Below are 25056 nucleotides of genomic sequence, written 5' to 3' on the forward strand. Positions count from 1 at the left end.
GCACGCGCTGCAATATCTTGGCCATTTCGCAACATCTGGAGGGGTGAGGCACAACCTTGCGTTGATTTTGTGGCGAAAAGGCCCAAATGGTTAACGGCTTTGAATTTCTCCCCTAGCCTGAGAATCGCCTTTCCCGTAATTTCCAAGCGACAGAAACGAAAAGCTGCGCCGGATTTCCCCGGACGCGGATGTTCCTCGAGCAGAAGTGAATTGGTAAAATGTTGGGATTGCAATATTCCGTCCGCGATCATGCGGGCAGCGTTAGCACAGGCACGCTTTCCTTGTCCGGCAACAGCGAAGTGATCGCGGTTCAGGACGTCGAAGATATCTCCCTGAATATGTCGAGCGCTGCGGTCAGCGGCTATACCCGCCAAGGCGGCGATCTGGTGATCGGGCTGGTGGGCGGCAAGACGATTGTCCTTGAGGGCTATTTCGAGGGCGAGCATGAGTTGCTGCTCTCCGAGCACGGGGCGATGACCCGGGTCGATTTCGTGGACGAGGGCGAGGGACCGCTTGTCGCGGGGTATCAGGACATCGACCTGAGCGGCAAATGGAGCGAATACGATCAGCTTGCCTTCCTCGATCTCGAACGGGTCGAGCCGGTGGTTGCGCCGATTGCGGCGGCGGGGCTCGGCTGGCTTGGCCTCGGGGCGGCGGCGGCCGGTGTGGCCGGGATTGCGGTCGCGGGCGACCTGATGGATGGCGATGGCGGCGACAAGGGCGGCAATGGCAATGCCGACACGACGGCGCCGGATGTGTCGATCCTGTCGGGTGTGGAAAGCTCTGGCGACTACGTCAATGGCGCGATTTACGACAGCGGCAGCTATGTGATTTCCGGTGAGGGCGAGGTTGGGGCCACGGTCACGGTCGAGATCAACGGGACGACGCAAACGGTCGTGGTCGGCACGGACGGCACCTGGAGCACCACGTTCGAGAGCGGGTCCATCGACACGGGCGAATATACCACGGGCGTCACCGTCACGGCGACGGACGCGGCGGGGAATACGACCACGGTGACAGACACGCTGGTCGTGGACACCGAGGCGGAGGATCTGAGTTTCGATACGGTCGAGGGCGACGATGTGGTCAATATCGCGGAAGCCTCCGACGATGTGAACGTCTCCGGCCAATCTGAGGCGGGCGCGACCGTGGTGGTCGAACTCGAAGGTCAGACGGTCGAGACCACCGTGGCGGAAGATGGCACCTGGACGGTGACCTTCGATGGCAGCAGCCTGCCCGCGGGCACTTATGACAGCACGGTCACCGCGACGGTCACCGATGCCTATGGCAATGCCGCGACCTACACGCATGAGATTTCCATCGACCTTGAGACCTCGCTGACCGTGGACGGCGACAGTGCGGGCGGCGACGGCACGGTGAATGCCTCCGAAATGGCTGGCGGTGTGACGCTCACGGGCACGGGCGAGGCGGGGGCGTCGGTCACGGTGACGGTCGAGGGCGTGACGCGCACGACGACCGTGGCCGAGGACGGATCGTGGTCGGTGACCTATGAGAGCGGGACGTTGCCGGAAGGCACCTACAGCACGGAGGTCACCGCGACCTCGACCGATCTGGCCGGGAACAGCACCACCGCGACGGGCACGTTCGAGATCGACACCGAAACCGGTGTGGCAATCGATGCGGGTCATTCGGGCGGCGACGAGACCGTGAATCTTTCCGAGAGCCAGCAGACGATGAGCTTTACCGGCACGGCGGAGGCGGGTGCGACGGTCGTTGTGACGCTTGCGGGCGTGTCGGTCACCACGGTGGCCGATGGCAATGGCACCTGGACCGCGTCTTATGCGGCGGGGACGCTGACGGGCGGTGAATATGATACCACCCTGACCGCCGTTGCCACCGATGCGGCGGGCAACACCGCGACCAGCACCAGCGTGGTGCATGTCGACACGGTTGCGGGCAATATCACGCTCACCACGCCGATCGAGGGCGACAATGTGATCAACGCCACCGAGGCCTCCGATGGGGTCTGGATCACCGGCACGGCGACGGCGGGCGAAACCGTGACCGTGACGCTGGCGGGGGTCTCGCACACGGTGACCTCGACGACGGGCGGCACCTATTCGGCCTTCTTCGCCGCCTCCGAAATCACGGCGGGCGAGTATGACAGCACGGTCACCGCAACGCTGACCGACGCGGCGGGCAACACCGCCTCCGTGCAGGCGGCGGTGGAGATCGACACTTATGTGTCGAATTTCGCGGAAACCGGTGTGCAGGGCGGCGCGGATGGCGTGATCAACGCGGCGGAAGCAAGTTCCGGCGTCGTGCTCTCGGGCACGGTCGAGGTGGGGTCCACCGTGGTGCTGTCCTTCAATGGTCAGAGCTATACCGCCACGGTCGATGCCTCAGGCAACTGGAGCGCCGCGATCCCGGCCTCGGCGCTGCCGTCGGGCGAAGGATCGGCGGATGTGTCGGTCACCGCGACCGATCCGGCGGGCAACACATCGACCCTGACCGAGACGCTGAGCTACGACACCTATGTGAACGCGCTGGAGCTTTCGGCGGATGCGGGCGGCGATCTCTATCTCAACCTCGAGGAAATCAATGACGGCGCGACCCTGACCGGGATCGTGGAGGTCGGCTCCACCGTTTATGTGACGCTCGAGGGGGTGACCCGTCAGGCCACTGTGGATGCGGATGGCAACTGGAGCGTGACCTTTGCCTCGGATGAGATTGCCGAGGGCACTTACGAGACGGATGTCGTGGTGACGGCGACCGATGCGGCGGGCAACACCCTGTCGGAGACCACGACGATCACCGTCGACACGGAGATCGACAGCACCGGTATCGAAGGTGTCATGCGCTATGTCGACGGGGTCGGGTCCGTCATGGTCACCGACACGGGCGACGAGATATCGGTCTATGCCCTGGACGAGAGCGGAACGGTCAGCGAGATCACGCATACGGATACCGATCTCGGCGACACGCTGTTCGTGAGCTTCGGTGAGCATGTGTCGAACGGCGATCAGATCGTCATCACCGCCGAAGATGCGGCGGGGAACAGCTCCGACACGCTTCTGGTGCTCGATACGACGAACGAACGGCCCGATGGCGCCTATTTCGAAGTGGATCTCGATAATTCCGGCCTCGATCAGTTCGACCTCGGCGCGATCGATCTTCAGTTCGTCAACGGTGGCGAAGTGAGCCTGTCCTCCGCCGATCTCGACCGGCTTCTGGGCGAAGAGGGCACGCTGACCATCCATGGCGGCGAGGACGATCGTGTGGTGTTCGAGGAGAGCGCGAGCCTGGTCGGCAGCGTGACCGAGGATGGCAACACCTATGACATCTATACGCTGGGCGACGATCAGGTGTTGGTCGATCACGACATCGAAGTCGTTCTGCCCTGAGGCAGGCGTGCTGCGGGCGGGGGAAACCCGCCCGTGTGACAACGGAGGTGAGGAGCAACAAGGGCATGAGCGCGCGACCACAGTCCGGCATCGCGATCGGTGTCCTTTTTGTCTCCGCCATGGGGCTGGTCGGCTGTGTCGGGGGCGCAGGGGCCGGCCTGTCTCCGGTTGCGATGTTCAAGGCCGACCGGTTCGACAGCGGGTCGGGGAAAGCTGCGGCATCGGATCACGCCCTTTCGGCCGCCAATGAGGGCGAGGGTTCCCCGCTGATCTCCGATCTTCTGGCGCGTCCGTCGGTCCTGCCCGCAGGCTCCGCCTATGGTCAAGTCGCCACTGCCGTGCTCGCCACCTCCTCGGGACTGGCGCAGGCGGAGCTTCGGGCCTCGAAAATGCGTGCTGTGGCGCGGGAGAAGAACTGGCTGCCGACCATCGGACCGGACATTTCGCTCAGTTCGCTGGGTAAGCTGGCGGGCGGGTTGCTGGTCGAGGCGACGCTTTACGACAATGGCAAGCGCAAGGCGGAACGCGCCTTTGCCGCCGCCGATGTCGAGGTCTCCGCCGTCGCCCTGTCGCAGGATATGAACGACCGGGTGTATGAAGGGCTGACGCTTTACATCACGATTTCCGAGGCGCGGGAAAAGGCGGATATGGCCGAGCGCGGTCTGGGCCGGATGCGCGAGTTCAACCGCGTGGTGACCGAACGCGTCAAGGGCGGGGCGTCGAGCCTGTCGGATCAGCGCGTGGTGGGGTCGATCATCTCCGAAATGGAACATGAGGCGCGCAGCCACCGCGAGGCCGAAACCAGTGCGCGCGAGGAGCTTGCGACACTGACCGGCGGTGCGGCGCTTCCGGTGCTGGAGCAGGCCACGGGGATTGCGGCCCCTGCGAGCGCGCTTGTGCCGCTCGATGTGATGCGCGCGGAAGCCGAGGCGAAGAGGACGGTTGCCGAAGCGCAGGCGGAACGCGCCGCGATGTTGCCGGCGCTGTCGGCGGCGACGCTGATCGGGCAGACGACGAGTTCGAGCCTCGATTACGAGGGGGAGGGGCTGGGGCTGGGCACCGCCGCCGAGATGGAAGCGAGCCGGGCGCGCGAGGCGGCGGCTCAGGCCACGGTCGCGCAGGTGCAGGAAACCGCCGCCCGCCGCGCCGCGCGGGCCGAAAGCCATTTGACGGCGCTGCGCCGTCAGGAACGCGATGCCGCCGATCTGGTGCAGCAGACGCGGGCCAATTACCGGATTTTTCAGGATCAGTTCGAAGCCGGTCAGAAATCCGTCATGGATGTGCTGAACGTTTATGAGCAGATGATCCGCGAGGAGCTCAAACATATCGATCTCAAATACGAAATCGCCCTGACCGAGTTGGAGATCGCACGCGACAAAGGGGCCTTGGCCGAGGGGAGCGCGATTTGAGCCGGTCCCCGAAACTTGCCTTTACCCTGAGCACGGCGCGCCCCAAGGTGCCTGAGGATGTGTCGAACCATCCGAAAGCGCCCGCGCCTCTGACGGTGCATCTCGGCGCGCCGAAGGTCGAGACGCGGCCCGCGCAACCTAAGCCTTCCAGCGATCCGGTCGAGGCGAAGAAACAGGCGGCCAAGGAGGCGCTCCGGCGCAAGGCGGCCGAGGCGACGCGCGCGGCGCAGGAACGTGAAGCGGCGCGGGGGCGGGAGATCGAGGATGAGCGGCGGGAGCGTGAGGCGCAAGCGCGGAATGCAGCGAGCCGTCAGGCACAGGTCGCACCGGTCGTCGAAACCGTGCCACAGGATCAACCGGAACCGCGTTCTGAACCTGTTGCGCATGTTGAGCGGCCCACCGCGGCGATGACGCCGCCGACCCAACCGGCGTTTTCGCGGCAGATCATTCAGCGCGCCGAATTGGTTGTGACGCTGGCCAGTCATCTCGGGCAACGGGCGATGGTCTCCGACATCATCGAGAGCCTCGCCGATCAGACCGATGGAGAGATCCCGCCCGAGGCGATGCTGCGCGCCGTGCAGGGCACCGGGCTGGCCGCCGAACTGCTGCGCCCGCGGGTCCTGACGGCGAAGCTCTGGCCTGCGCTGGCCTATATGTCCTCCGGGCATGTCGTCTTGGTGCTGAAGCAAAAGGGCGATGTGCTGACCATCCATGACAGCACCGCGCCGGATCAGCGCGCGGATGTGTCGCTTGCGGAATTCGCGCCGTTTTTCTCCGGGCTTTTGGTCCGGGCCGGGAAAACATTGGAGACGATTTCGGCGCAATATGTGCCGGATTTGTCAAAAAAACACTGGTTCTGGGGTCAGTTTGGCGCGTTCAGACGCCAGATCGGCGAGATCGCTCTGGGCTCCTTGGTGGCCAATATGCTGGCCGTCGCGGTCGCGATGTTTTCGCTACAGGTCTATGACCGGGTGATCCCGCACCAGTCGCAGGCGACGCTTTGGGTGCTGGCTCTGGGCGCGGTCATGGCGATTGCGCTCGAAGCCGTTCTCAAGCTCGCGCGCTCGCGGTTGATGGACGGTGCCGGGCGACAGATCGAGATGCGGGTGCAGTCGATGCTGATGGGGCGGCTGTTGGGCATGCGCTCCGATGCGCGCCCGACGACGCCTTCGGGTCTGTTCTCGGCGATGCGGGAATTCAGTTCGGTGCGGGAATTTTTCACCGCCTCGACCATCGGCTCGGTGGCGGATATTCCGTTCATCTTTCTGTTCTTCGCGCTGGTGGCCTCGATTGCCGGGCCGGTGGTGTTCATCCTGCTTTTGGGCGCGGTGATCATGGTGGTGCCGGGATATGTCATGCAGAAACGCATGATGCGGCTGACGCAGGAGACGCAGGGCGCCTCGGCGAAAGCGTCACGGCTTTTGCATGAAGCGGTGTTCGAGCTCGACACGATCAAGACCCAGCGCGGCGAAGACCGGGTGCGGCGGATCTGGGATGAGCTGAACCTGTTGTCGGCGGCGAAATCCTCGGAACAGCGCAAGCTCTCCGGCATGCTGACCTTCTGGTCGCAGGGGGTGCAGCAACTGACCTATGTGTCCGCCGTGGTGGCGGGGACGTACCTTGTGTTTGTGGGCGACTTCACCGTGGGGACGATCATCGCGACGGGGATTTTGACCTCGCGCACTTTGGCGCCTCTGACGCAACTGTCGGGCACCATGGCGCGCTGGACCAATGTCAAAACCGCGCTCGACGGGCTGGACGCGATTGCCAATGCGCCGCAGGACGCGGGCGAGGATCGCAATTTCCTGCGCCGCCCGGAGATCCGGGGGGATTATGCCCTGCGCGAGGTGCAGTTTCGCTACGATGCGGAAGGCGCGCCGACGCTGGACCTGCCCGCTGTCGATGTAAAAAAAGGACAGAGAATTGCGGTTCTTGGCGCAAATGGATCGGGAAAAAGCACATTTCTGAAACTTCTGGCCGGGCTTTATGCGCCGTCGCAGGGCCGCATCCTGCTCGATGCCGCCGAGATGAGCCAGATCGACCCGCGCGACATTCGCCGCAATGTTGGCTATCTCGGGCAGGACGTGCGGCTGTTTGCCGGGACGCTGCGCGACAACCTCAATCTTGGGGGGCTGGAGCGCGACGACGACCGGCTCTTGGCGGCGCTGGATTTCGCAGGCCTTGGGGCCTTTGTGCGGTCGCATCACCGGGGGCTCGACCTTGAGATTCGCGACGGCGGCGAGGGGCTTTCGGTCGGGCAGCGCCAGTCCATCGGCTGGGCGCGGTTGTGGTTGCAGAACCCCTCCGTGTGCCTGTTGGACGAGCCGACCGCCGCGCTGGATCAGGGGCTTGAAACCGCGCTGGTTGCGCGGTTGCAGGGCTGGCTGACCGGGCGCACGGCGATCATTGCGACGCATCGCATGCCCATCGTGGGGCTCACGGATCGCTGCATGGTGTTCCATCAGGGGCGTCTCAAGGTCGATGGACCGCGCGAACAGGTCATGGCGCATCTGAGCCGGAAGGACGGGTGAGAATGGCATTCGACGACGTTCTGGCCCGCGATATGGATCGCCCCGGCTGGGTGATCAAAATCTCTGCGCTCGTGGTGCTTTTGTTCCTGATCTGGGCGGCGATTGCGCGGGTGGACGAAATCGTGCGCGCCGACGGTCAGATGATTTCCTCGTCCCGGCCGCAGATCGTGCAGAACCTCGAAGGCGGAATCCTGTCGGAGCTTTTGGTCCATGAGGGGCAGGAGGTCGAACAGGGGCAGGTGCTGGCGCGGTTGCAGGGGACGGAGTTTCGCACTTCCGCCGACGATCTTCAGGAAAAACTGGATGCTTTGGAGGTGCGGCAACTCAGGCTTGAGGCGGAGATGGCGGGGGAGGATGCTTTCGAGGTGTCCGAGGACCTCGCCGCCCGCGCGCCCAATGTTCTGGCCTCCGAGAAGGCGCTTTTGTCGGCGCGGGTGGACGACTATCTGGCGCGCAAGGATGGGGCCATGGCGGTCCTGAAACAGGCCGAGGCGGAGCGTTCGATGATGGAGGACATGCTCAAGAAAAACGTCGTGGCGCTGATCGAGGTGACGCGGGCGCGCAAGGCGCATTCGGACGCGCAGCTCAAATACAACGAGATCGTGACGCAGGCGGAGCTTGAGCGGGCGGAAGATTATTCCGATACGCTCAAGGAACTGGCCTCGGTGAAACAGGCGCTGACGCTGGCGCAGGATCAGTTGGGGCGGACGGTGATCACCGCGCCGATGCGCGGCATCGTCAACAACCTGACGGTGACCACCATCGGCGGCGTGATCCGCCCCGGTGAGGAACTGGTCCAGATCATTCCGGTTGACGAGGAGCTGTTCATCGAGGCGCATGTGCGGCCCGAGGACATCGCCCATGTCGAGCCGGGGCAGGAGGCGACGATCAAGCTATCTGCCTATGATTACACGATTTACGGGTCACTGAAGGGCAAGGTGCAGGTGGTTTCCGCCGACACGTTCAAGGACGAGCGCGACCCGGATGCCCAGCCCTATTACCGGGTGACGGCGACGGTCGATCTCGACAGCCTCACGGAGCGGCAGCAGAAGATCGAGATCCGGCCCGGTATGCGGGCGCAGGTCGAGCTGCACACCGGCTCGAAGACCTTTCTGCAATATCTTCTGAAACCGCTCTACAAATCGCGTGAGGCCTTTCGCGAACCGTAAGGCGCGGGTAGGGTTGCCGTCATGAACAGTGAACTTCCGATCCGCGATGCCGCCACGGTCATCCTTTTGCGCGAGGGCGCGGAAGGGCCGCGTGTCCTGATGGGGCAACGCGGGCGCAGTGCGGTGTTCATGCCCGGCAAGTTCGTGTTTCCCGGCGGAGCGGTCGATGAGGCAGATTACGCGGCACCGCTGCCCGGGGCGCTCGATCCGGTGACGCAGAGACGGCTGTCGGCGGAAAGCGCGCCGGGGCTGGACGCGGCGCTGGCCAATGCGGCGCTGCGGGAATTGCGGGAGGAAACCGGACTGGTGCTGCCCTCCGTGGCGGAGTTGCAATTCGTCTTTCGCGCCATCACGCCGCCGGGGCGACCGCGGCGGTTCGATGCGCGGTTTTTCTTGGTGAACGCCGCGCATCTCGCGTGTGATGCGGATGATTTTTCCGCCGCCGAGGATGAGCTGTCGCATCTGCAATGGGTGACGTTGCACGGTGCGCGGGGGTTCGATCTGCCGTTTGTGACCCGTGTGGTTCTGGCGGAGATCGAAGCGGCCTTCGGGCGGGCGATGCCGCCAGATCATGTGCCGTTCTACGACCACCGGAGCACGGTGGGGCAGATCAGGGCGCTGTTTTAAGCGCCGGTCGCCTCGTTCGCGTCCTGCAACAACCGCTTGTGCTTGCGCATCTCGGTGAGCGCGTCGCCAAAGGTGCGGATGCCTTTTTCTTCCGCCATACGCAGCAGTTTGATGAACACCTGCGCCGTGGCGATCGTGTCGCCCATGGCGGTATGCCGCGCCTCGGGCGGGATTTTGACGCCAAGACGCGCGGAGATCGCATCGAGCGTGTGCTCTTCGGACTGACCGAAGACGATGGCGGACAAAAGCACGGTGTCGAGCACCGGGTTGGTGAATTTCGCACCGATCCCGGCCTCGTGACGGCGCAGGAATTCCAGATCGAAAGGCGCGTTATGGGCGACCAGAACGGCCCCGCGCGCGAAACGGTGCAATTGCCGCCCGGCCACGTCGATCTTGGGCGCGTCCCTCACCATGTCGTTGGTGATGTGATGGACGGCGGTGGCCGAGGGCGGGATGGCGCGTCCGGGGTTCACCAGTTGATCGAGGCTTTCGGTCTCGACCACCTTGCCGTTGACCACGCGAAGGGCGGCGATCTGACAAATCTCGTCGCCCTGCGACGGCAGAAGCCCGGTGGTTTCCGTGTCGAAGACGACATAGGCGAGATCGGACAGCGGGCTGTCCATCAACTCCTTGGGCGGGGTGCGGCTCAGCAGATCGAAATCGTAGGTCGCGGTGCGACGACCGTCGCCGAAACTGCGGCGCAGCCGACGCGCCTCCCGGATCGGCAGTTTCAGAACCGCGCGCGAGCCGCGTCCGAATTCGGGCCAGGCTTCGGTGCCATGGGCGTCGAGAATGTCGCGCCCGGTCATATCGGCAAGCCCGACGTCGAGCGGCTCCCGGAGCCAGTTTTCCAGAAGATCGACCGAAAGCGGCTCGCCGCTCCAGCCAAGGGCGAGCATCGCGCCGCCGCCCTCGTCCCGGCTGATCAGGAAGGAAAAGGCGCGCGCGCCCTCGGCGGAGAGGCGGCGGGCGACATGGGTGAACAGGGTGACGATCTGCACCGCGTCGAGGGTGAGGGCGAGCGGATCGGAATTGTCGGCGGCGAGGGGGATGTCCTCTTCGGCAAGCTGGGCGGTGAGCGCGTCGCAAAGCTCGCTGGCGCGGACCTGTGCCATCGGCCACCAGTCGGATTTATGCGCCTCGTATTCGGCATCGAGCGTCGCGACCTCAGCCGTGAGCCGTCCGATTTCTGAGGTGAGAGCGGCGTCGAGTCGGGGATCGTTTTGCCCGCTCTCTTCGGCACGGGCGGCAAGCGCGGTGCTGAGCGCGGTGAGCGAGGGGCGGAGCCGGTCGAAAAGACGGGAGAGCAGTTTTTCACGTTCGGCATGCAGCGCCAGATCGGCGGTGACGTCATCGAGCGTGAGCACATAGGGCGGGGAGATGTCGCCCTCGTCGGGGGCATGCATGAGGCGCATCCGGGCGGAGAGCACCTCGGCGCCATGCACGGTCGCAACCGTAAGTGGCAGGACATGGCCGTCGCCGCCTTCGCCCGCGCAAAGCCGTGCATAGGCGGAGAGGATCGGACGGGCGCGCAACAGATCGAAGATCGAATGATCGAGACCGGGAGGATGATCGGCGGACAGAAGTTCCGCCGCCGCACCGTTGTAGAAGGCGATCTTGTGCAGCCCGGACAACAGCACGACGCCGTGCGGCATCTCGGCGGACAGGGCGGTGAGCTTTTGCTTTTCCTCGACCAGACGCGTGGTTTCCTGCGCGACGGTTTCGGCGAGTTTGTTGCGGGTGGCGGCGAGATTCGCGGTCACTGCCTGTGCCGCAGGGGCGAGATCGCCGAGGTAGCGCGCGGTCTTGGCATCGAGCGCCTCCTCGACATCGGCATGCGCGCGGGCCAGAAGCGCGCCCGCGAGGCGCTGGATCGGACGGGCGACATGTTCGTCGAACAGGAACCAGACCCAAGCGACGACGGCGAGGGTGGCGAAACCCGCGATGACGCCCGCGAAGACAAAACTGTCGAGCGCGGCGGGGGCGTCCATCCGGGTAAACCCGAGATAAAGCCCGACCGCTTCGCCGGAGATCGCGACGACGGCGAGGAAGGCGAAGAACAGGAAGACCCTGAGGCGCAGGGACCAGTGCTCAAGTTTCATGGCGGCCTCCCTCGATCAGTCGTGTGACCGCGCCGCGCAGGTCTTCGGTCGCGAAGGGTTTGCTCAGGAAGGCGTCGGCGCCCATGGCGAAGCCCTTGCGTTTCTCCGGCTCGGAACAGCGGGCGGACATCATCAGCACGGGGATCGGGGTGAGGGCAGGGTCGCGCCGCATCTGTTGACAGATCTCGTAACCCGACCGGCCGGGCAGGGTCACGTCGAGGATCACCAGATCGGGCGTCTGGGCGCGAATGTTCGGCAGGGCCTGATCGCCATCGGCCACGCGCAGGATGTCATGACCGAGACGCGACAAAAGGACCTCGACCGCGATGGCGATGTTGTCCTCGTCTTCGACAAGCAGGATGCGGGACGGCTCGGCCATGATGCGTTCCTTTACCTCAAGCGGTCGCAGGCGGTGCGCAGGATCGGATCGTTTTGGTCCATAGTGACCCAGTCCGCAGAGGCAAGATCGCCGGAGGTTACGGCGCGGCGCGCCATCAGGCAGTCGAAGGTGACGGGCACGATGGCGCTGTCGCCGCGCCGGGACAGGAGATACATGTCGGTGCCGACCATGGCGCCGTCGACGGTGGTCTTGGCTTTGTCGAGCGCGATGAACTGGGTGGTGACGGGGGCGGCATAGGTCCAGGGTCGCCAGATCTGTTGCTTTTCGACCGAGGTGGCGACGATCTTGTCGGGACCCAGAGTGGTCTGGGCGCGGGCGAACCACGAGTAATCCGACCAGATGGTGAAGGCGAGCATGGCGAGACCGGCGGCGGCGGGGACCAGCCATTTCGGCAGGCCGCCACGGGTGAATTTGCGCAGGGCGACCATGAGGCCGGCGGCGCCGACACCGGCGGAGATCGTGGCGATGAATTCGAGGAGCATGGGGATTTGTCCCTTCTGTTATGAGCGCGCGGAGCTTGAGCCGAGCGAGGATTGCATGGTGCGCACGATGACGAAGGCATCGCGCAGGTGAGAACGTTCGAAGGCCGGAAGCGCCGAGGGGCTCAGGAAATTGTCGGGCTTCTGACCGTCGCGCACCTGTGCCGCCTGATGTTCGAGACGGGCGGTGGCGATGGTGTCATAGGCGGCCAAAAGATCCTTGCCGCCGGTTTCCGAGATGATCCCGGCCTCGATGGCACCGACGATGCGGGCGCGGGTGTTAACGGCGGGGAGCTTGCCCTGAAGCGCATAGACCCGGCCGAGATCGACGATGGGCACGACGCCGTTGGCCTTCATGTCGAGCGCATTGCGGTGCTCGCCGGATTTGATCGTGGCAAAGCCGCGCAGCAGGCCCAGAGGCGGGGTGTGTTTGAGCGAGTTGGAAATCATGTGCGCGACAAAGATGGAATTTTTCGAGGCGGCCTCCAGCGCGGTCTTTTGCAAGGGGGCAAACAGGCGCTCGTCGCCACCGATGGGGCGCAGGTCGTACATGACGGAGGCGAGCATCTGGGCTTCGTTGTCCGGGGCGGAAATCCATTTGTTGAAATAGCCCTCCCAGACGGAGAGACGCTGGCACCAGCGCTCGGTCATCGCCATCATTTCGCCGGGGCAATAGACATAGCCGCAGGCATCGAGCCCGTCGCAGACGAAGCGCGCGAAGTTGCGGAAATAGTCCATGTCGGCGTCGGTTGCGGCGTTGTCGACGATCAGGCAATTGTCCTGATCCGACACGCCGGTCTGCTCGCGCCGTCCCTGTGATCCGCAGGCGGCCCAGAGATAGGGCGCGGGCGGCGGGCCGAATTCGTCCTCGGCCATTTTCAAAAGCCGCCGGGTGACAATGTCGGCAATGTCGGTGACCTTGCGGGTGACGATGTCATGAGCGAGATGCGATCCGACGAGCTGCATCAGGAAGTCGGGCAGGCGGGCGGTGACGGCGGCCATATCGGCGATGGTTTTGGCGTTGCTCAGATCGAAGACCATTTGCGTCTGCGACGAGCCGAAGAACCGGGTGATGTCGGTCTGGGTCACCATGCCGACGAATTTGCCGCCCTCGACGATGGGCAGATGGCCGATGCGGTTTTCCAGCATGACGTGGATCACATCGGTGCCCAAAGCGCCGGGATCGAGCGTGATCGGATCGCGGGCCATGATGGTGGAAACGGGGAGCGAGGTGTCGCGGCCCTCGGCCAGAACCTTGTTGGTCATGTCGCGCACGGTGACGAGGCCCAGAAGGCGCTCGCCCTCGGTCACGGCCACGGAGGAGACTTTCTCGTCGCGCATCAGTCGCGCGCAATCCGCGATGGGCGTGGTCTCCGAGCAGGTCACGGGCGCATGGGCCATGAGATCGGAGACGTGTTGCGTCATCAGGCCGGAGGCGGCTTTGGGGCGGGCCTGACCGCGATTGAAATAGCGGGCGAAGGCGGCGTTGGCCGCGACCTCCGTCTTGAAGGCCTCAGGGGTGAGCAACAGGATCGTGCAGTCGGTGGCGGCGGTGGCCGTTGTGGCGGCCACCCCGTCGCGCAGCAATCCGCGTTCGCCGAAATGGTTGGATTTTTGCAGGAGCGAAACCTGCCCGCCGTTGATGTCGGTGATCTCGACCGATCCGTCCTTGATCAGATAGAGCCCCTCAAGCAGATCGCCATGGGCATAGATCATCTCGCCCTTGCCATAGGTTTTGCGGGAAAACGATGCGCTCAGCTCTTCGAGCTCGGCCTCCGGCAACACGTCATAGGGATGGGTGGTCTGGAGAAAGCCGATGATTTTGGCGGTGTCAGACATCGCGGGCTCCAGCGATCAGGGCGGTAAAACGCGGGGCTTTGAAAAAGGGCGCGAAAGCGTGATGCTCCCGCGCCCCGAGTATGGTGTGGGGCGGGCCCGAAGGCCAGCCCGAACCGATCTCAGTGATCGACGGCCGCACCGGCACCGCGCGGGATGCGGATGCTTTCGACCAGCTCCTGGATGTCTGCCGGCGGCTCATCCGTGGCGTTGGAGACCACGTAAGCGACCGCGAAGTTCACCAGCGCGCCGATGGAGCCGAACGAGGTCGATTTGATCGACAAGAGCAGCGGATCGGCATCGGTGAAGGAGTTGGTGCCTGCGATGAAGAACCAGCCCTTGTGCAGGAAGATGTAGACGATCGTCACCACCAGACCGGAGACCATGCCCGCAACCGCACCCTTGTTGTTGATGCGCTTCGAGAAGATGCCCATCATCAGCGCCGGGAAGATCGAGGCGGCGGCCAGACCGAAGGCCAGAGCCACGGTTTGCGCGGCGAAGCCCGGGGGGTTCATGCCGAGGTAGGTCGCCACCGCGATGGCCACGGCCATAGCGATCCGTGCGGCCATCAGCTCGCCTTTTTCCGAGATCGACGGGTTGAGCTGCGACTTGATGAGGTCATGCGACACGGCGGACGCGATGGCCATCAGGAGACCCGCAGCGGTCGAGAGAGCGGCAGCCAGACCACCGGCGGCGACCAGAGCGATCACCCAGCCGGGCAGGTTCGCGATTTCCGGGTTCGCGAGCGTGATGATGTCGTTGTTCACCGTCAGCTCGTTCTCGGCAGAGGCGTTATACTCGATCATGCCGTCGCCGTTCTTGTCGTCAAAGGCGAGAAGACCGGTTTGTTCCCAGTTGCGGACCCAGTCGACCCGGTTGCCCTGATTGTCGACGCCAGCTTCGATTTCGGCGAGCGAAAGCGCAGCTTCGGACGTGCCGTTCGGGTAGAAGGTGTCGATCAGGTTGACGCGCGCCATGGCCGCAACAGCCGGAGCCGTCAGGTAGAGAAGCGCGATGAAGACAAGCGCCCAGCCTGCGGACGAGCGTGCGTCCGACACTTTCGGCACGGTGAAGAAGCGCACGATGACGTGCGGCAGACCTGCGGTGCCGATCATCAGCGACATGGTGAACAGGAACATGTTCAGGGTGGTGTCGCTTTGCTTGGTATATTCGGCAAAGCCGAGATCTTGCAGCATGCCGTTGAGCGTCGCAAGGATCGGTTCGCCGGAGCCGACATGATCGGAGAACAGGCCGAGCGGCGGGATCGGGTTGCCGGTCAGTTGCAGCGAGATGAAGATCGCCGGAATGGTATAGGCGATGATCAGGACGACGTATTGGGCGACCTGCGTGTAGGTGATGCCCTTCATGCCGCCGATAACGGCGTAGAAGAACACGATGGCGGCCCCGATCAGAAGACCGGTCGTCTTGTCGACTTCGAGGAAGCGGGAGAAGGCCACGCCCACACCGGTCATCTGACCGATAACATAGGTGATGGAGGCGGTGATGAGGCAGATGACGGCCACGGTGCGCGCGGTTTGGCTATAGAACCGGTCGCCGATGAACTCGGGCACGGTGAACTTGCCGAATTTGCGCAGGTAGGGCGCCAGAAGCATCGCCAGAAGCACATAGCCCCCGGTCCAGCCCATCAGATAGGCGGAGGTGTTGTAGCCGCCGAAGGAAATGATCCCCGCCATGGAGATGAAGGAGGCGGCAGACATCCAGTCCGCGCCGGTGGCCATGCCGTTCAGAACCGGGTGAACGCCCCGACCGGCGGCATAGAATTCAGATGTGGAACCCGCACGGGCCCAGATCGCGATCCCGATGTAGAGCGCAAAGGTCGCGCCCACAACGATGAGGTTGAGGGTAAACTGATCCATGGATGTCGCTCCTTACTCGTCGACGCCGTGTTCTTTGTCGAGTTTGTTCATCCGGGCCGCATAGGCGAAGATGAGCACGAGGAAGACAAGGATCGAGCCTTGCTGGGCGAACCAGAAGCCGAGATCCGTGCCGCCGATTTTGATGCCGGAAAGCATCGGGCGCAGCAGAATGCCGAAGCCGAAAGAGCAGATGAACCAAATCACCAGTGAGATGCCGATGATCCGCTTGTTTGCCGACCAGTAGGCGTTGTTGTCTGAATTGTCCGCCATGAGCGGTCCTCCCTTTTGTCCCCGACCCGTGACCCCGATGGGGGCGGGTCTTCCAAAGTGACGGCCCCGCCTCCTCGCGGAAACCGTTCTTTTTCTCCATATCGGCCCGGGGGTGGTCCAGTGGCTGGACCGATGGGCCTTTGGATGCACCGCCCCTCATTTCGTGGGGGCGATGCCTTAGCCTACCATATCTGCGAAAATGTCACGCAGATTTTTGATAGAGCGAATTCTGAATGAGTTCCTCGACGACCTGGGGTTCAGCGAGGGTTGAGATGTCACCGAGGCTGCTTGTGTCGTTCTCGGCGATTTTGCGCAGGATGCGGCGCATGATTTTGCCGGAGCGGGTTTTCGGCAGGCCTGGCGCCCATTGGATGAAGTCCGGTTTGGCGATCGGGCCGATTTCGGTGCGGACCCATTTCTCCAGCTCCGCCCGCAGCGCGTCGGAGGGCTCCACGTCGTTCATGAGCGTGACATAGGCGTAGATGCCCTGACCCTTGAGCTCATGCGGCATGCCGACGACGGCCGCTTCGGCGACTTTGGCGTGGGCGACGAGGGCGCTTTCGACCTCGGCGGTGCCCATGCGGTGGCCCGAGACGTTGATCACGTCATCGACGCGGCCGGTGATCCAGTAATAGCCATCGGCGTCGCGGCGGCAGCCGTCGCCGGAGAAGTAATAGCCTTTGTATTGCTGGAAATAGGTCTCCTGGAACCGCTCGTGATCGCCCCAGACGGTGCGCATCTGGCCGGGCCAGCTGTCCTTGAGGCAGAGGACGCCCTCGGCCTCGGTTTCCTTGAGTTCCTCGCCGGTGGTGGCGTCGAGGATGACCGGTTGCACGCCGAAGAAGGGCAGGGTGGCGGAGCCCGGTTTGGTCGGGATCGCGCCCGGCAGCGGGGTCAAGAGATGGCCGCCGGTCTCGGTCTGCCACCAGGTGTCGACGATCGGGCAGTTCCCCTTGCCGACGACCTCGTTGTACCAGTTCCAGGCCTCCGGGTTGATCGGTTCGCCGACCGAGCCCAGCACTTTGAGCGAGGAGAGGTCGTATTTCTCGACCCATTCGTTGCCTTGGCCCATGAGGGAGCGCAGCGCGGTCGGCGCGGTGTAGAATTGGTTGACCTTGTGCTTTTCGCACACGGCCCAGAACCGGCCGGCGTCGGGGTAGGTCGGCACGCCTTCGAACATGACGGTGGTCGCGCCGTTGGCGAGGGGCCCGTAGACGATGTAGCTGTGGCCGGTGACCCAGCCGACATCGGCGGTGCACCAGAAGACGTCGCCGTCGTGGTAGTCGAACACGTATTTGTGCGTCAGCGCGGCATAGGCGAGATAGCCGCCGGAGCTGTGGACGACGCCTTTGGGTTTGCCGGTGGAGCCGGAGGTGTAGAGGATGAAGAGCGGGTCTTCGGCGTTCATCGGACGCGGCGGGCAATCGGGGGAGGCGTGTTCCATCAGGTATTTGACGTCGACATCGCGGCCCTGCACCCAGGAGATCTGATCGCCCGTGTGTTTGACGACGAGGCAGCGGACCTTGTCGGAACAGTGCAGGAGGGCGGCGTCGGTGTTGGCTTTGAGCGGCGTGCGACGACCGCCGCGCGGCGCGGTGTCGGAGGTGATGACCAGCTTCGCGCCGCAATCGTTGATGCGGTTGGCGAGGGCGTCGGGGGAAAATCCCGCGAAAACAATGGAGTGGATCGCACCGATGCGGGCGCAGGCGAGCATGGCATAGGCCGCTTCGGGGATCATCGGCAGGTAGATGACGACGCGGTCGCCGCGCATGACGCCTTGGCTCAGGAGCACGTTAGCCATGCGATTCACCTTGTCGGAGAGCTCCTTATAGGTGATGTGGCGGGCGGGCTCGTTGGGATCGTCGGGCTCGAAAATGATCGCGGTCTGCAAGGATTTGCGCGCCAGATGGCGGTCGATGCAGTTGGCGGAGACGTTGAGGACGCCGTCGGCGTACCATTTGATGTCGACGCGACCGAAGTCGAAACAGGTCTTTTTGACCTGGGTGTAGGGTTCCATCCAGTCGAGGATCTTGCCCTGCTCGGCCCAGAAACTCACCGGGTCCTCGACGGAGCGACGGTAAAGCTCCTCGTAATCGGTGGTCGAGATCAGGGCGTCCGAGGCAAACGCCTCGGAGGGTGCGGTCATCGTATTCGTGTCTTCAGACATGTGGCCTCCCAGAAATATCACATGCGGTCCGCTTGTCCGGCGGACCTCCTCCTCCTCACTATCTTTATAATCTTTTTGTGAAGTTGCCTTTAAGTCGCTGCATTGAATGGATTTTTTAGTGAAATAATTGACGAATTTTTTTGCGTTTTGTAAATTTAATTTACAAAGAGTCCATGAATAAACAAAATCCATTACTTTACAAATTGTTAGGCAGTCCGTGTCGAGTGGCGTATTGCGGGATCGAGCCTGAGGAACTTTGAGGAGAGGTTACATGTGGCGCATTGTCGAAGTCCGCGCGATCATGGTCGGGTGCGTGGCGAGCGACTCGTGTCCGGGGTGTCATGTAACGCGCACAGTGCGGAATGAACCGTCCGAATGAATAAACCGGCACCTGATCAAAGTGCCGGTAGCTTCGTTTCAGAGGCTCAGGAGGCCAGTCTGAGGGGATCGTCCTGCCTGGTCTTGAGCTGCGAGCTGTCGCGTTCCAGAGCGGTCGCCTGCGCCTTCAGAGATTGCAGGGCGGCTGTGGTTTCTTCAAACATCGCCGCGTTATGCTGGGTGACCTGATCGAGTTGCCCGACGGCAGTGGTGATTTCCGACAGGCCGACGGATTGTTCGGAGGCCGAGGTGGCGATCGTGCTCATCAAGGTGTCGAGATTGGACACGAGGGTCTCGATCTCGACCAGCGCGTCTCCCGAGGCGTTGACCAGTTCAACCCCCTCGTCGACCTGACGCCCGGAGGTCTCGATGAGTTTCGCGATCTCATTGGCGGCTTCGGAACTTCGTTGAGCCAGAGCACGGACTTCAGAAGCGACGACCGCAAAACCGCGTCCCGATTCGCCGGCCCGGGCCGCTTCCACCCCGGCGTTCAGGGCGAGGAGATTGGTCTGAAAGGCGATGTCGTCGATTACGCTGGTGATTTTCGAGATTTGGGTGGAGCTTTCCGCGATGTCGTTCATGGCTTTTACGGTGCGCTGGACAACGTCACGCCCGGCCATGGAGCGTTGTTTGGTTTGTCCGACGGTTGTCGCCGCGTCACGCGCGCTCTTGGCGGAACTGTCGACGGAGGCGGCCAATTCGGTGATCGCGGCGGCGGTTTCCTCGAGCGAGGCAGCCTGAGTCTCGGTCCGGCGGCTCAGATCGATCGCGGCGCTGTTCAGGTTGTCGGTCTCGTAGATGATCGTCGTCGTGCCTTCGACGATGGTGCCGGCCAGACGTGCAATTTTCTCGACGGCATCGTTGAAGTCATTGCGCAGTTTTTCGTAGGCGTCGGGGAAACTCTCCTCGATGCGCACGGTCAGATCGCCACGGGACATGGCGCCGAGGCCGTCGGCGAGGGAAGACACCACACGTTGTTGCTCCTGCAGGTTTTTCTCACGTTCGCGTTCGGCGGCTTCGCGGGCTTTTTCTTTTTCCTGACGTGCGGTTTCCCGGTCTTCACGACGTTTGGCCTCGGCGGCCTCTTCGCGCAGATGGGCCTGACGTTCGCGTTCGGCATTTTCCTCGCGCTCGCGGGCCAGTTCGGCATCTTTCGCCGCCTGCGCTTTTTCCAGTTCCGAACGCTCGACCAGCGCCAGGCGGAACACTTCGAGGACGCGTGCCATCTGTCCGATCTCGTTTTGCGCCTCGGTCATCGGCACGGGGGTGTCTGTGTCGCCCTCGGACATGTGTGACATGCGGAGTTTGATGGCGTCGAGCGGGCGGGTGACGCTGCGGACCAGCAGGGTTGAAATGGTCACGAGGATCAGGAGGGTGGCGAGCAGAATGCCATGGCCGATCTTCGACATCCAGGCGAGTTGAGCATGGATGTCGGACAGATAAGAGCCGGTGCCGACGATCCAGCCCCAGGGTTCGAATGTTTTGACATAGCTGATTTTTTCTTCGTCACCGCTGCCGTCCGGCTTGTCGAAGAAATAGGTGATGGTGCCACCGCCCTGAGCCTTGGCGACATCGGACATCGCGACGAAGATCCGGGTTCCGCGGGTGTCGGTATAGTCCGATTGATCCTGTCCGATCCAGTCGGTCTTGATCGGGTGAGCGATCATCCGGTTGTCGAAGTCGAGGGCGAAGAAATAGCCGGTGTCATCATAGCGCAGAGTCATGAGGATATTGCGGCCCTCTTCCTTGGCGTCCTCCGGGGTGAGTGCGCCGGATTGCACATCCTGTTGCAGGGCATCGAGGCTTGAGATGGCGGTATCGACCACATCGCTCAGGTGTTGTTCCCGCATGCTGAACGCGGAATCGTAAGCGATGTTGAGGATGACTTGTGTGAGCGCCGCAATCATGATGACGGCAACGGCAACGATCGCATAAATGCGCGTGGAAAGTTTGGACAGGTGGGCTCGGAGCATCGTGGGCCGCTTTCTGAAACAGGATGTCAATTGCCTGCATCCTGACGGCGACCCGTTAATTTTCTGTGGATTCCTTTGCAAATTGTCACAATTTCCCTCGGGAAACATGGTTTTGGAGGTTTGTAAGGCAGGGCGCAGGGGCGGCGGGAGGGCGACGGAGCGGCATGGTTGCGGACGGGTGCACCCCCGGGGTTAGCGCATGACCTTTGCCAGCACCTCATAGAGGCGGGGGTCGTTCATATGTGTGACGTTGAACCGCATGAAGCGGGTGGCGCTCTGCGACGGGCTGAAGACGTTGCCGGGAGCCAGCATGACAGCATCTTCCATGGCGCGTTGTGCGATTTGGCCTGTATCCATCCCCTCAGGGAAACGGCACCACAGGTAAAACCCACCCCGGGGCATGGTCCATGGGGCGATTCCCAAGGGAGCAAGATGGGAAATAGCCGTCTTGCGGGCTCCGGCCAGCCGACGATGCACCTCGGAGAGATGTTTGCGATAGCTCCCGCCGGTCAGCACATGGGCGAGCAATTCGGTTGCGACCGGGCTTGGGCCGCCAAAACTGGTGGCCACTTGCAGATCGACCAGCGCCTCGATCCAATCGGCGCGCCCAGCGACATAACCACAGCGTATGGAGGCAGACAGTGTCTTGGAGAACCCGCCGATTCTCAGCACCCGATTGAGCCCGTCGAGCACCGCGAGCCGGGGGGAGGGCTCGGGTTCGAGATCGGCAAAAGTCTCGTCCTCGACAATGGTCAGGTCTGTCTCCGCCGCCATGGACAACAGGCGATGCGCGCTCTGCGGCGAGAGGGTCGCGCCGGTCGGGTTGTGCAAGGCGGAATTGGTGATGTAGAGGCGGGGCTCCTCGGACAGGGCGGTTGCGAAAGCCGTGAGGTCCGGCCCCTCCTGTGTGTAGGGGATACCTATGATTTTGACCTGATGCGTCCTGAGCAGGGCGTGAAAGTTGAAATAGCCCGGATCGTCGACCAGCACTGTGTCGCCGGGGCGCAGGAGCAGGCGGCAGATCAGATCCATGGCCTGAGAGGCCGAGGCCGTCAGCATGAGCTGTTCGGCGGGCAGGTGCAGGTTTTCCTCCGAGAACCGACCCAGAAGACAACGCCGCAGCGTCAAGGAACCCTGCGCCGAGGCGTAATGTGTCAGGGTGGACGCATCGCCTTTCGCCAGCGCCCTCAGCCCTTTGCGGAGCGCGTCCTGTGGCATCCAGTCTTCGGGCAGCCAGCCGCAGCCGGGTTGAAGCGTCCCGGGTTGGGCATCAAGGGATTGCCGTGACACCCAGAAGGGATCGACATTGCGTGCACGCGGCACCCCCATTTTGGCGACTTTCATGGGCGGAAGATGCGTGTGGCTCACGTAGAAACCGGAACCGGGTCGGGAGCGGATCACACCTTCGGCGGCGAGGCGGTCATAGGCGTCGACGACGGTCGAGGGGGAGACGTTCATCTGTGTGGCAAAGCGGCGGATCGACGGCATGCGGTCGCCCGGCCCAAGGGCACGACTGGCAATCCGGTCGCGCAGGGTCTGCATCAGAATTGCGGTTTTCGTTCCGGTCATGATCCTCGCCCGTCTCGAAGTGTATTGTCACTTTTTACCATACAGTTTGATTCAATTGTATGGAACTGTCCCTGTCTATACGACCCGTCCGAGCTTACCCAGAGGAAAAGGAGAGGCATCATGGATCGGACACTGACGGGATGGGGCAGCGGGGGGCTTGGCGTGCTGATTTTCAGCGGCTCGCTGCCGGCGACACGAGTGGCGGTTGCGGAGTTCGAGCCGCTGTTCCTGACCTCTGCACGGGCGGTGATTGCGGCGCTTCTCGGGATACTGTGTCTCGCTGTGCTGCGGCAAAACCGGCCGGAGCGGGGAGATCTGGTGGCGCTGGCGGTGGTCGCGCTCGGTGTGGTCATCGGGTTTCCGCTCCTGACCGCGCTGGCGCTGCAATCCATCACGGCGGCGCGCTCGATCGTCTTCATCGGATTGCTGCCTCTATCGACGGCTCTCTTCGCTGTGATCCGGGGCGGAGAACGGCCCAAACCCGCCTTCTGGCTTTTTTCGCTTCTCGGCGCCGGAACGGTTTCCGGCTTTGCCCTGACGCACAGTGCAAGCGGCGCGCTGCGCGGGGATCTGTGGATGCTGGCGGCGATTGCAGTCTGCGGTCTGGGCTATGCCGAGGGCGCAACGCTGTCGCGGCGTCTGGGCGGGTGGCAAGTGATCTCTTGGGCGCTGCTGATCGCGTGTCCGGTGATGATGAGCGTGATGCTGGTCACTTGGCCCGAGACGCTGGCGAGGATTTCGCCTGCCGCCTGGGCGAGCCTTGGCTATGTCGGCGTGTTCAGCATGATGCTGGGTTTTGTCTTCTGGTATCGCGGTCTCGCCCTCGGTGGCATCGCGCAGGTCGGACAATTGCAGCTTTTGCAGCCTTTCTTCGGGTTCCTTCTGGCCAGCCTGTTCTTACACGAGGCGATTGCATGGCCGATGATCGCCTGCACCGGTCTCACCGTGCTCTGCGTGGCCGGTGCCAGACAGTTCGCCTGACGCGAAGGAACAAAAGGAAACCTCTATGTTTCAGATGCTTCTCTGGTTTTTGCGGATGATGTCCGCGGTGACGGAACTGGACGCCATCGTCGTTTTGCGGAGGCGTCCGGGACGTCAGATTCGGTCGCCCGATGAGTTCGGGCGCTGAGCGTCTAAATTTCCTTTCGATTGCAGGGCCCCGAAATCTCGATGCTGTACCCGACCGACTTGTTTCGTCAGAGGGTCTGGGGCGGTGCAGTAGAGACGCATTCTGGCGAATGCCGCGTCATCGATCTCCGGGCCGACTTCGTCTGATCCTCGGCGCGGAGTGGTGTTTCGGCCGCCGGGGATGTCAACGCGTTACGGTATCGACCGGATAGGCGGTGGTGAAGGAGAGCCGTTCCAGAGCCATGTGCGAGGTCAGTTTGCGGATCGGCACGGCTTCGGTCAGGCGGGAATAGAGCAGATCGAACGCCGCCATGTCCGGCACCGCGATGCGCAGCAGGTAATCGAGCTGCCCGGCCACGCGCCAGACCTCCATGACCTCGGGGCAGGTCTCGATTGCGGAGCAAAGCCGCTGCCGCCATTCCGGGCTGTGATCCGCAGCCTCGATCAGAACGAAGACCACAAGTCCGACCCCAAGCTTTTGCGGATCGGCCAGCGCCACCCGACGTTCGATCACGCCTGCTGCGTCGAGCTTTTGTATACGCTTCCAGCATGGTGTCTGCGAGAGCCCCACCCGGTCGGCGATCTGTGCCACCGGCAGGGTCGCATCGCGCATCAATTCCGCCATGATCTTGCGGTCGATCAGGTCGAGTTCGGTCATCGTAACCTCCATGTTCCGACACAGCATGCCAAGATATTACTAAATGTCTATTGTTATTGTCGTGATTAATTTTAGAAATCCGTAAATCACGACAAGATCGCTGTTGATTTGTGCAAACTGGCTCCGTAATGCTGGGTTTCATGATCACGCAGAAGATGAAATATGCGCTGAAGGCGCTTCTTGCGCTGGCCGATGAGGCCGGGGCGGAGGAGCCGAAGCCGCTGACGATCGAAGAGATCGCCACGCGTTCGGGCACGCCGAAGCGTTTTTTGGAACATATCCTTCTCGAACTGCGCAAAGCCGGGGTGGTGGCGTCGACTCGCGGGCGTGCGGGCGGCTACAGCTTGCTCAAGCCCCCGCACGAAGTGTCTATTTCGGAACTTCTGCGCCGGATCGACGGGCCGATCGCACCGCTGACCTGCCTGTCGCGCAGCGCCTATCAGCGCTGCGAAGACTGCGACAGTGAAGAGACCTGTCGCATTCGCAAGGTTTTTGCCGAGGTGTTCTGGTCCTATCTGGTGCTGATCGACTCGCTCACTCTGGAAGATATGCTTCGAGCGGGCGGCATCGGTCATCGCATGCTGGAACCCTGACCCGGCTTTGAAATCACTGTGATTCCAATCGGCTATACCCCGCTTCGGCGAGGTTTTCGGTCGTTTTCGACTCGCCCGGGAGAATGAAATTCTAAAATCACGACAAAGAAAGGCGAGATTATTCTCTTGATAATCACGACTAACTCGGTGGAGATTTGGGTATCGAGAGTGTCATTGCAAGGAAGGAGACGCCCATGACGCATTTCGCCGCCACCGTGCCTGTCCGTATCGTGCCTGTCCGTATCGTGACCGTCCCGGGCATGACCATGTCCTGCGTGCTGCCGCGACACTTCGGCCACCGGCCTGTGCGCCGCAGCTTTGGGGGGCTTTGACGATGTGCGCGCTTTATGCCGTATCGCGGATCGACAACCAGACCGGTCGTCCGCACCGGATCGGTGCCACAGTGTCGATCCTGTTCCCCCGTGTCCCCGAGGGCGTAGCAGACCCCTTGCTGCACAACCGCGATCTCCAGCGCTGGCGCACCGACGCCCACGCTTTCTTGCCGCAAATCCAATTCTGAAAGGA

Annotated in this window: 20 protein-coding genes; 10 read left to right on the plus strand and 10 right to left on the minus strand. The window is 62.9% G+C overall.

Annotation, left to right across the window (positions count from 1 at the left end; genetic code table 11):
• The first annotated feature begins 218 nt into the window (after positions 1-218).
• The 5 genes from V1471_RS17310 to V1471_RS17330 all read left to right on the plus strand — a co-directional run bounded on the left by V1471_RS17310 (position 219) and on the right by V1471_RS17330 (position 9101).
• On the plus strand, positions 219-3365 hold the full coding sequence (locus V1471_RS17310; RefSeq protein WP_434290406.1) for an Ig-like domain-containing protein: 3147 nt from the start codon (positions 219-221) through the stop codon (positions 3363-3365).
• A 65-nt stretch (positions 3366-3430) separates the two neighbouring features.
• Positions 3431-4774, plus strand: a complete 1344-nt coding sequence (locus tag V1471_RS17315; protein ID WP_434290407.1) for a TolC family protein — start codon at positions 3431-3433, stop codon at positions 4772-4774.
• A 341-nt stretch (positions 4775-5115) separates the two neighbouring features.
• Positions 5116-7305, plus strand: coding sequence for an ATP-binding cassette domain-containing protein (locus V1471_RS17320; protein WP_434290969.1), 2190 nt, complete (start codon positions 5116-5118; stop codon positions 7303-7305).
• Positions 7306-7307: 2 nt separating this feature from the next.
• Positions 7308-8474, plus strand: a complete 1167-nt coding sequence (locus V1471_RS17325) for an HlyD family type I secretion periplasmic adaptor subunit (RefSeq protein WP_434290408.1) — start codon at positions 7308-7310, stop codon at positions 8472-8474.
• Positions 8475-8495: 21 nt separating this feature from the next.
• Complete coding sequence (locus tag V1471_RS17330) at positions 8496-9101, plus strand: NUDIX hydrolase (RefSeq protein WP_434290410.1); 606 nt, start codon at positions 8496-8498, stop codon at positions 9099-9101.
• On the opposite strand, the gene V1471_RS17335 is transcribed toward V1471_RS17330, so the two are convergent.
• The 9 genes from V1471_RS17335 to V1471_RS17375 all read right to left on the minus strand — a co-directional run bounded on the left by V1471_RS17335 (position 9098) and on the right by V1471_RS17375 (position 22152).
• Positions 9098-11203: an exonuclease domain-containing protein gene (locus tag V1471_RS17335; protein WP_434290411.1), complete on the minus strand. Its 2106-nt coding sequence runs from the start codon at positions 11201-11203 to the stop codon at positions 9098-9100. The two genes, V1471_RS17330 and V1471_RS17335, sit on opposite strands and share 4 nt — an antisense overlap.
• Complete coding sequence (locus V1471_RS17340) at positions 11193-11582, minus strand: response regulator transcription factor (protein WP_434290413.1); 390 nt, start codon at positions 11580-11582, stop codon at positions 11193-11195. Before V1471_RS17340 ends, V1471_RS17335 begins: the two co-directional genes overlap by 11 nt.
• A gap of 11 nt (positions 11583-11593) precedes the next feature.
• Positions 11594-12085 carry a hypothetical protein gene (locus V1471_RS17345; RefSeq protein WP_434290414.1) on the minus strand — a complete coding sequence of 164 codons (492 nt, stop codon included), beginning with the start codon at positions 12083-12085 and terminating at the stop codon, positions 11594-11596.
• Between the two features lie 18 nt (positions 12086-12103).
• Entirely contained in the window at positions 12104-13921 is a 1818-nt protein-coding gene (locus V1471_RS17350) for a DUF294 nucleotidyltransferase-like domain-containing protein (protein ID WP_434290415.1), read from the minus strand.
• 119 nt (positions 13922-14040) lie between these two features.
• Positions 14041-15795, minus strand: a complete 1755-nt coding sequence (locus V1471_RS17355; protein WP_434290417.1) for a sodium:solute symporter family protein — start codon at positions 15793-15795, stop codon at positions 14041-14043.
• Between the two features lie 12 nt (positions 15796-15807).
• A complete protein-coding gene (locus V1471_RS17360; protein WP_096805835.1) occupies positions 15808-16065 on the minus strand; it encodes a DUF4212 domain-containing protein in 258 nt (85 codons plus the stop codon).
• A 202-nt stretch (positions 16066-16267) separates the two neighbouring features.
• A complete protein-coding gene (gene acs / locus V1471_RS17365) occupies positions 16268-18211 on the minus strand; it encodes an acetate--CoA ligase (protein WP_434290970.1) in 1944 nt (647 codons plus the stop codon).
• Positions 18212-18657: 446 nt separating this feature from the next.
• Positions 18658-20583, minus strand: a complete 1926-nt coding sequence (locus tag V1471_RS17370) for a methyl-accepting chemotaxis protein (protein ID WP_434290419.1) — start codon at positions 20581-20583, stop codon at positions 18658-18660.
• 192 nt (positions 20584-20775) lie between these two features.
• Positions 20776-22152 carry a PLP-dependent aminotransferase family protein gene (locus tag V1471_RS17375; protein WP_434290420.1) on the minus strand — a complete coding sequence of 459 codons (1377 nt, stop codon included), beginning with the start codon at positions 22150-22152 and terminating at the stop codon, positions 20776-20778.
• A gap of 120 nt (positions 22153-22272) precedes the next feature.
• Here V1471_RS17375 and V1471_RS17380 point away from each other — a divergent pair, with 120 nt between their 5' ends.
• Positions 22273-23133 (plus strand): DMT family transporter, encoded by an 861-nt coding sequence (locus tag V1471_RS17380; protein WP_434290422.1) that lies wholly within the window; start codon positions 22273-22275, stop codon positions 23131-23133.
• Positions 23134-23158: 25 nt separating this feature from the next.
• Positions 23159-23281 carry a hypothetical protein gene (locus V1471_RS17385; protein ID WP_434290423.1) on the plus strand — a complete coding sequence of 41 codons (123 nt, stop codon included), beginning with the start codon at positions 23159-23161 and terminating at the stop codon, positions 23279-23281.
• A gap of 183 nt (positions 23282-23464) precedes the next feature.
• On the opposite strand, the gene V1471_RS17390 is transcribed toward V1471_RS17385, so the two are convergent.
• Positions 23465-23938, minus strand: coding sequence for an Lrp/AsnC family transcriptional regulator (locus V1471_RS17390; RefSeq protein ID WP_434290425.1), 474 nt, complete (start codon positions 23936-23938; stop codon positions 23465-23467).
• 140 nt (positions 23939-24078) lie between these two features.
• On the opposite strand from V1471_RS17390, the gene V1471_RS17395 reads away from it, so the two are divergent.
• From V1471_RS17395 to V1471_RS17405, 3 genes are all read left to right on the plus strand, one after another.
• Positions 24079-24531 carry an Rrf2 family transcriptional regulator gene (locus V1471_RS17395; protein WP_434290426.1) on the plus strand — a complete coding sequence of 151 codons (453 nt, stop codon included), beginning with the start codon at positions 24079-24081 and terminating at the stop codon, positions 24529-24531.
• A 194-nt stretch (positions 24532-24725) separates the two neighbouring features.
• Positions 24726-24863: a hypothetical protein gene (locus V1471_RS17400; RefSeq protein ID WP_434290428.1), complete on the plus strand. Its 138-nt coding sequence runs from the start codon at positions 24726-24728 to the stop codon at positions 24861-24863.
• A gap of 2 nt (positions 24864-24865) precedes the next feature.
• Complete coding sequence (locus V1471_RS17405; RefSeq protein WP_434290429.1) at positions 24866-25051, plus strand: hypothetical protein; 186 nt, start codon at positions 24866-24868, stop codon at positions 25049-25051.
• Positions 25052-25056 lie beyond the last annotated feature (5 nt).

The sequence above is a fragment of the Celeribacter sp. SCSIO 80788 genome (assembly GCF_051054295.1).
Lineage (GTDB): Bacteria > Pseudomonadota > Alphaproteobacteria > Rhodobacterales > Rhodobacteraceae > Celeribacter.

Excerpts from the sequence above, each read along its gene's own strand:
- V1471_RS17310 (WP_434290406.1), top strand. The coding sequence starts at position 219 with ATGTTGGGATTGCAATATTCCGTCCGCGATCATGCGGGCAGCGTTAGC.
- V1471_RS17375 (WP_434290420.1), bottom strand. The coding sequence starts at position 22,152 with ATGACCGGAACGAAAACCGCAATTCTGATGCAGACCCTGCGCGACCGG.
- V1471_RS17370 (WP_434290419.1), bottom strand. The coding sequence starts at position 20,583 with ATGCTCCGAGCCCACCTGTCCAAACTTTCCACGCGCATTTATGCGATC.
- V1471_RS17400 (WP_434290428.1), top strand. The coding sequence starts at position 24,726 with ATGACGCATTTCGCCGCCACCGTGCCTGTCCGTATCGTGCCTGTCCGT.
- V1471_RS17330 (WP_434290410.1), top strand. The coding sequence starts at position 8,496 with ATGAACAGTGAACTTCCGATCCGCGATGCCGCCACGGTCATCCTTTTG.
- V1471_RS17340 (WP_434290413.1), bottom strand. The coding sequence starts at position 11,582 with ATGGCCGAGCCGTCCCGCATCCTGCTTGTCGAAGACGAGGACAACATC.
- V1471_RS17335 (WP_434290411.1), bottom strand. The coding sequence starts at position 11,203 with ATGAAACTTGAGCACTGGTCCCTGCGCCTCAGGGTCTTCCTGTTCTTC.
- V1471_RS17355 (WP_434290417.1), bottom strand. The coding sequence starts at position 15,795 with ATGGATCAGTTTACCCTCAACCTCATCGTTGTGGGCGCGACCTTTGCG.
- V1471_RS17315 (WP_434290407.1), top strand. The coding sequence starts at position 3,431 with ATGAGCGCGCGACCACAGTCCGGCATCGCGATCGGTGTCCTTTTTGTC.
- V1471_RS17390 (WP_434290425.1), bottom strand. The coding sequence starts at position 23,938 with ATGACCGAACTCGACCTGATCGACCGCAAGATCATGGCGGAATTGATG.
- V1471_RS17385 (WP_434290423.1), top strand. The coding sequence starts at position 23,159 with ATGTTTCAGATGCTTCTCTGGTTTTTGCGGATGATGTCCGCGGTGACG.
- V1471_RS17350 (WP_434290415.1), bottom strand. The coding sequence starts at position 13,921 with ATGTCTGACACCGCCAAAATCATCGGCTTTCTCCAGACCACCCATCCC.
- V1471_RS17325 (WP_434290408.1), top strand. The coding sequence starts at position 7,308 with ATGGCATTCGACGACGTTCTGGCCCGCGATATGGATCGCCCCGGCTGG.
- V1471_RS17380 (WP_434290422.1), top strand. The coding sequence starts at position 22,273 with ATGGATCGGACACTGACGGGATGGGGCAGCGGGGGGCTTGGCGTGCTG.
- acs (WP_434290970.1), bottom strand. The coding sequence starts at position 18,211 with ATGACCGCACCCTCCGAGGCGTTTGCCTCGGACGCCCTGATCTCGACC.
- V1471_RS17395 (WP_434290426.1), top strand. The coding sequence starts at position 24,079 with ATGATCACGCAGAAGATGAAATATGCGCTGAAGGCGCTTCTTGCGCTG.
- V1471_RS17360 (WP_096805835.1), bottom strand. The coding sequence starts at position 16,065 with ATGGCGGACAATTCAGACAACAACGCCTACTGGTCGGCAAACAAGCGG.
- V1471_RS17345 (WP_434290414.1), bottom strand. The coding sequence starts at position 12,085 with ATGCTCCTCGAATTCATCGCCACGATCTCCGCCGGTGTCGGCGCCGCC.
- V1471_RS17405 (WP_434290429.1), top strand. The coding sequence starts at position 24,866 with ATGTGCGCGCTTTATGCCGTATCGCGGATCGACAACCAGACCGGTCGT.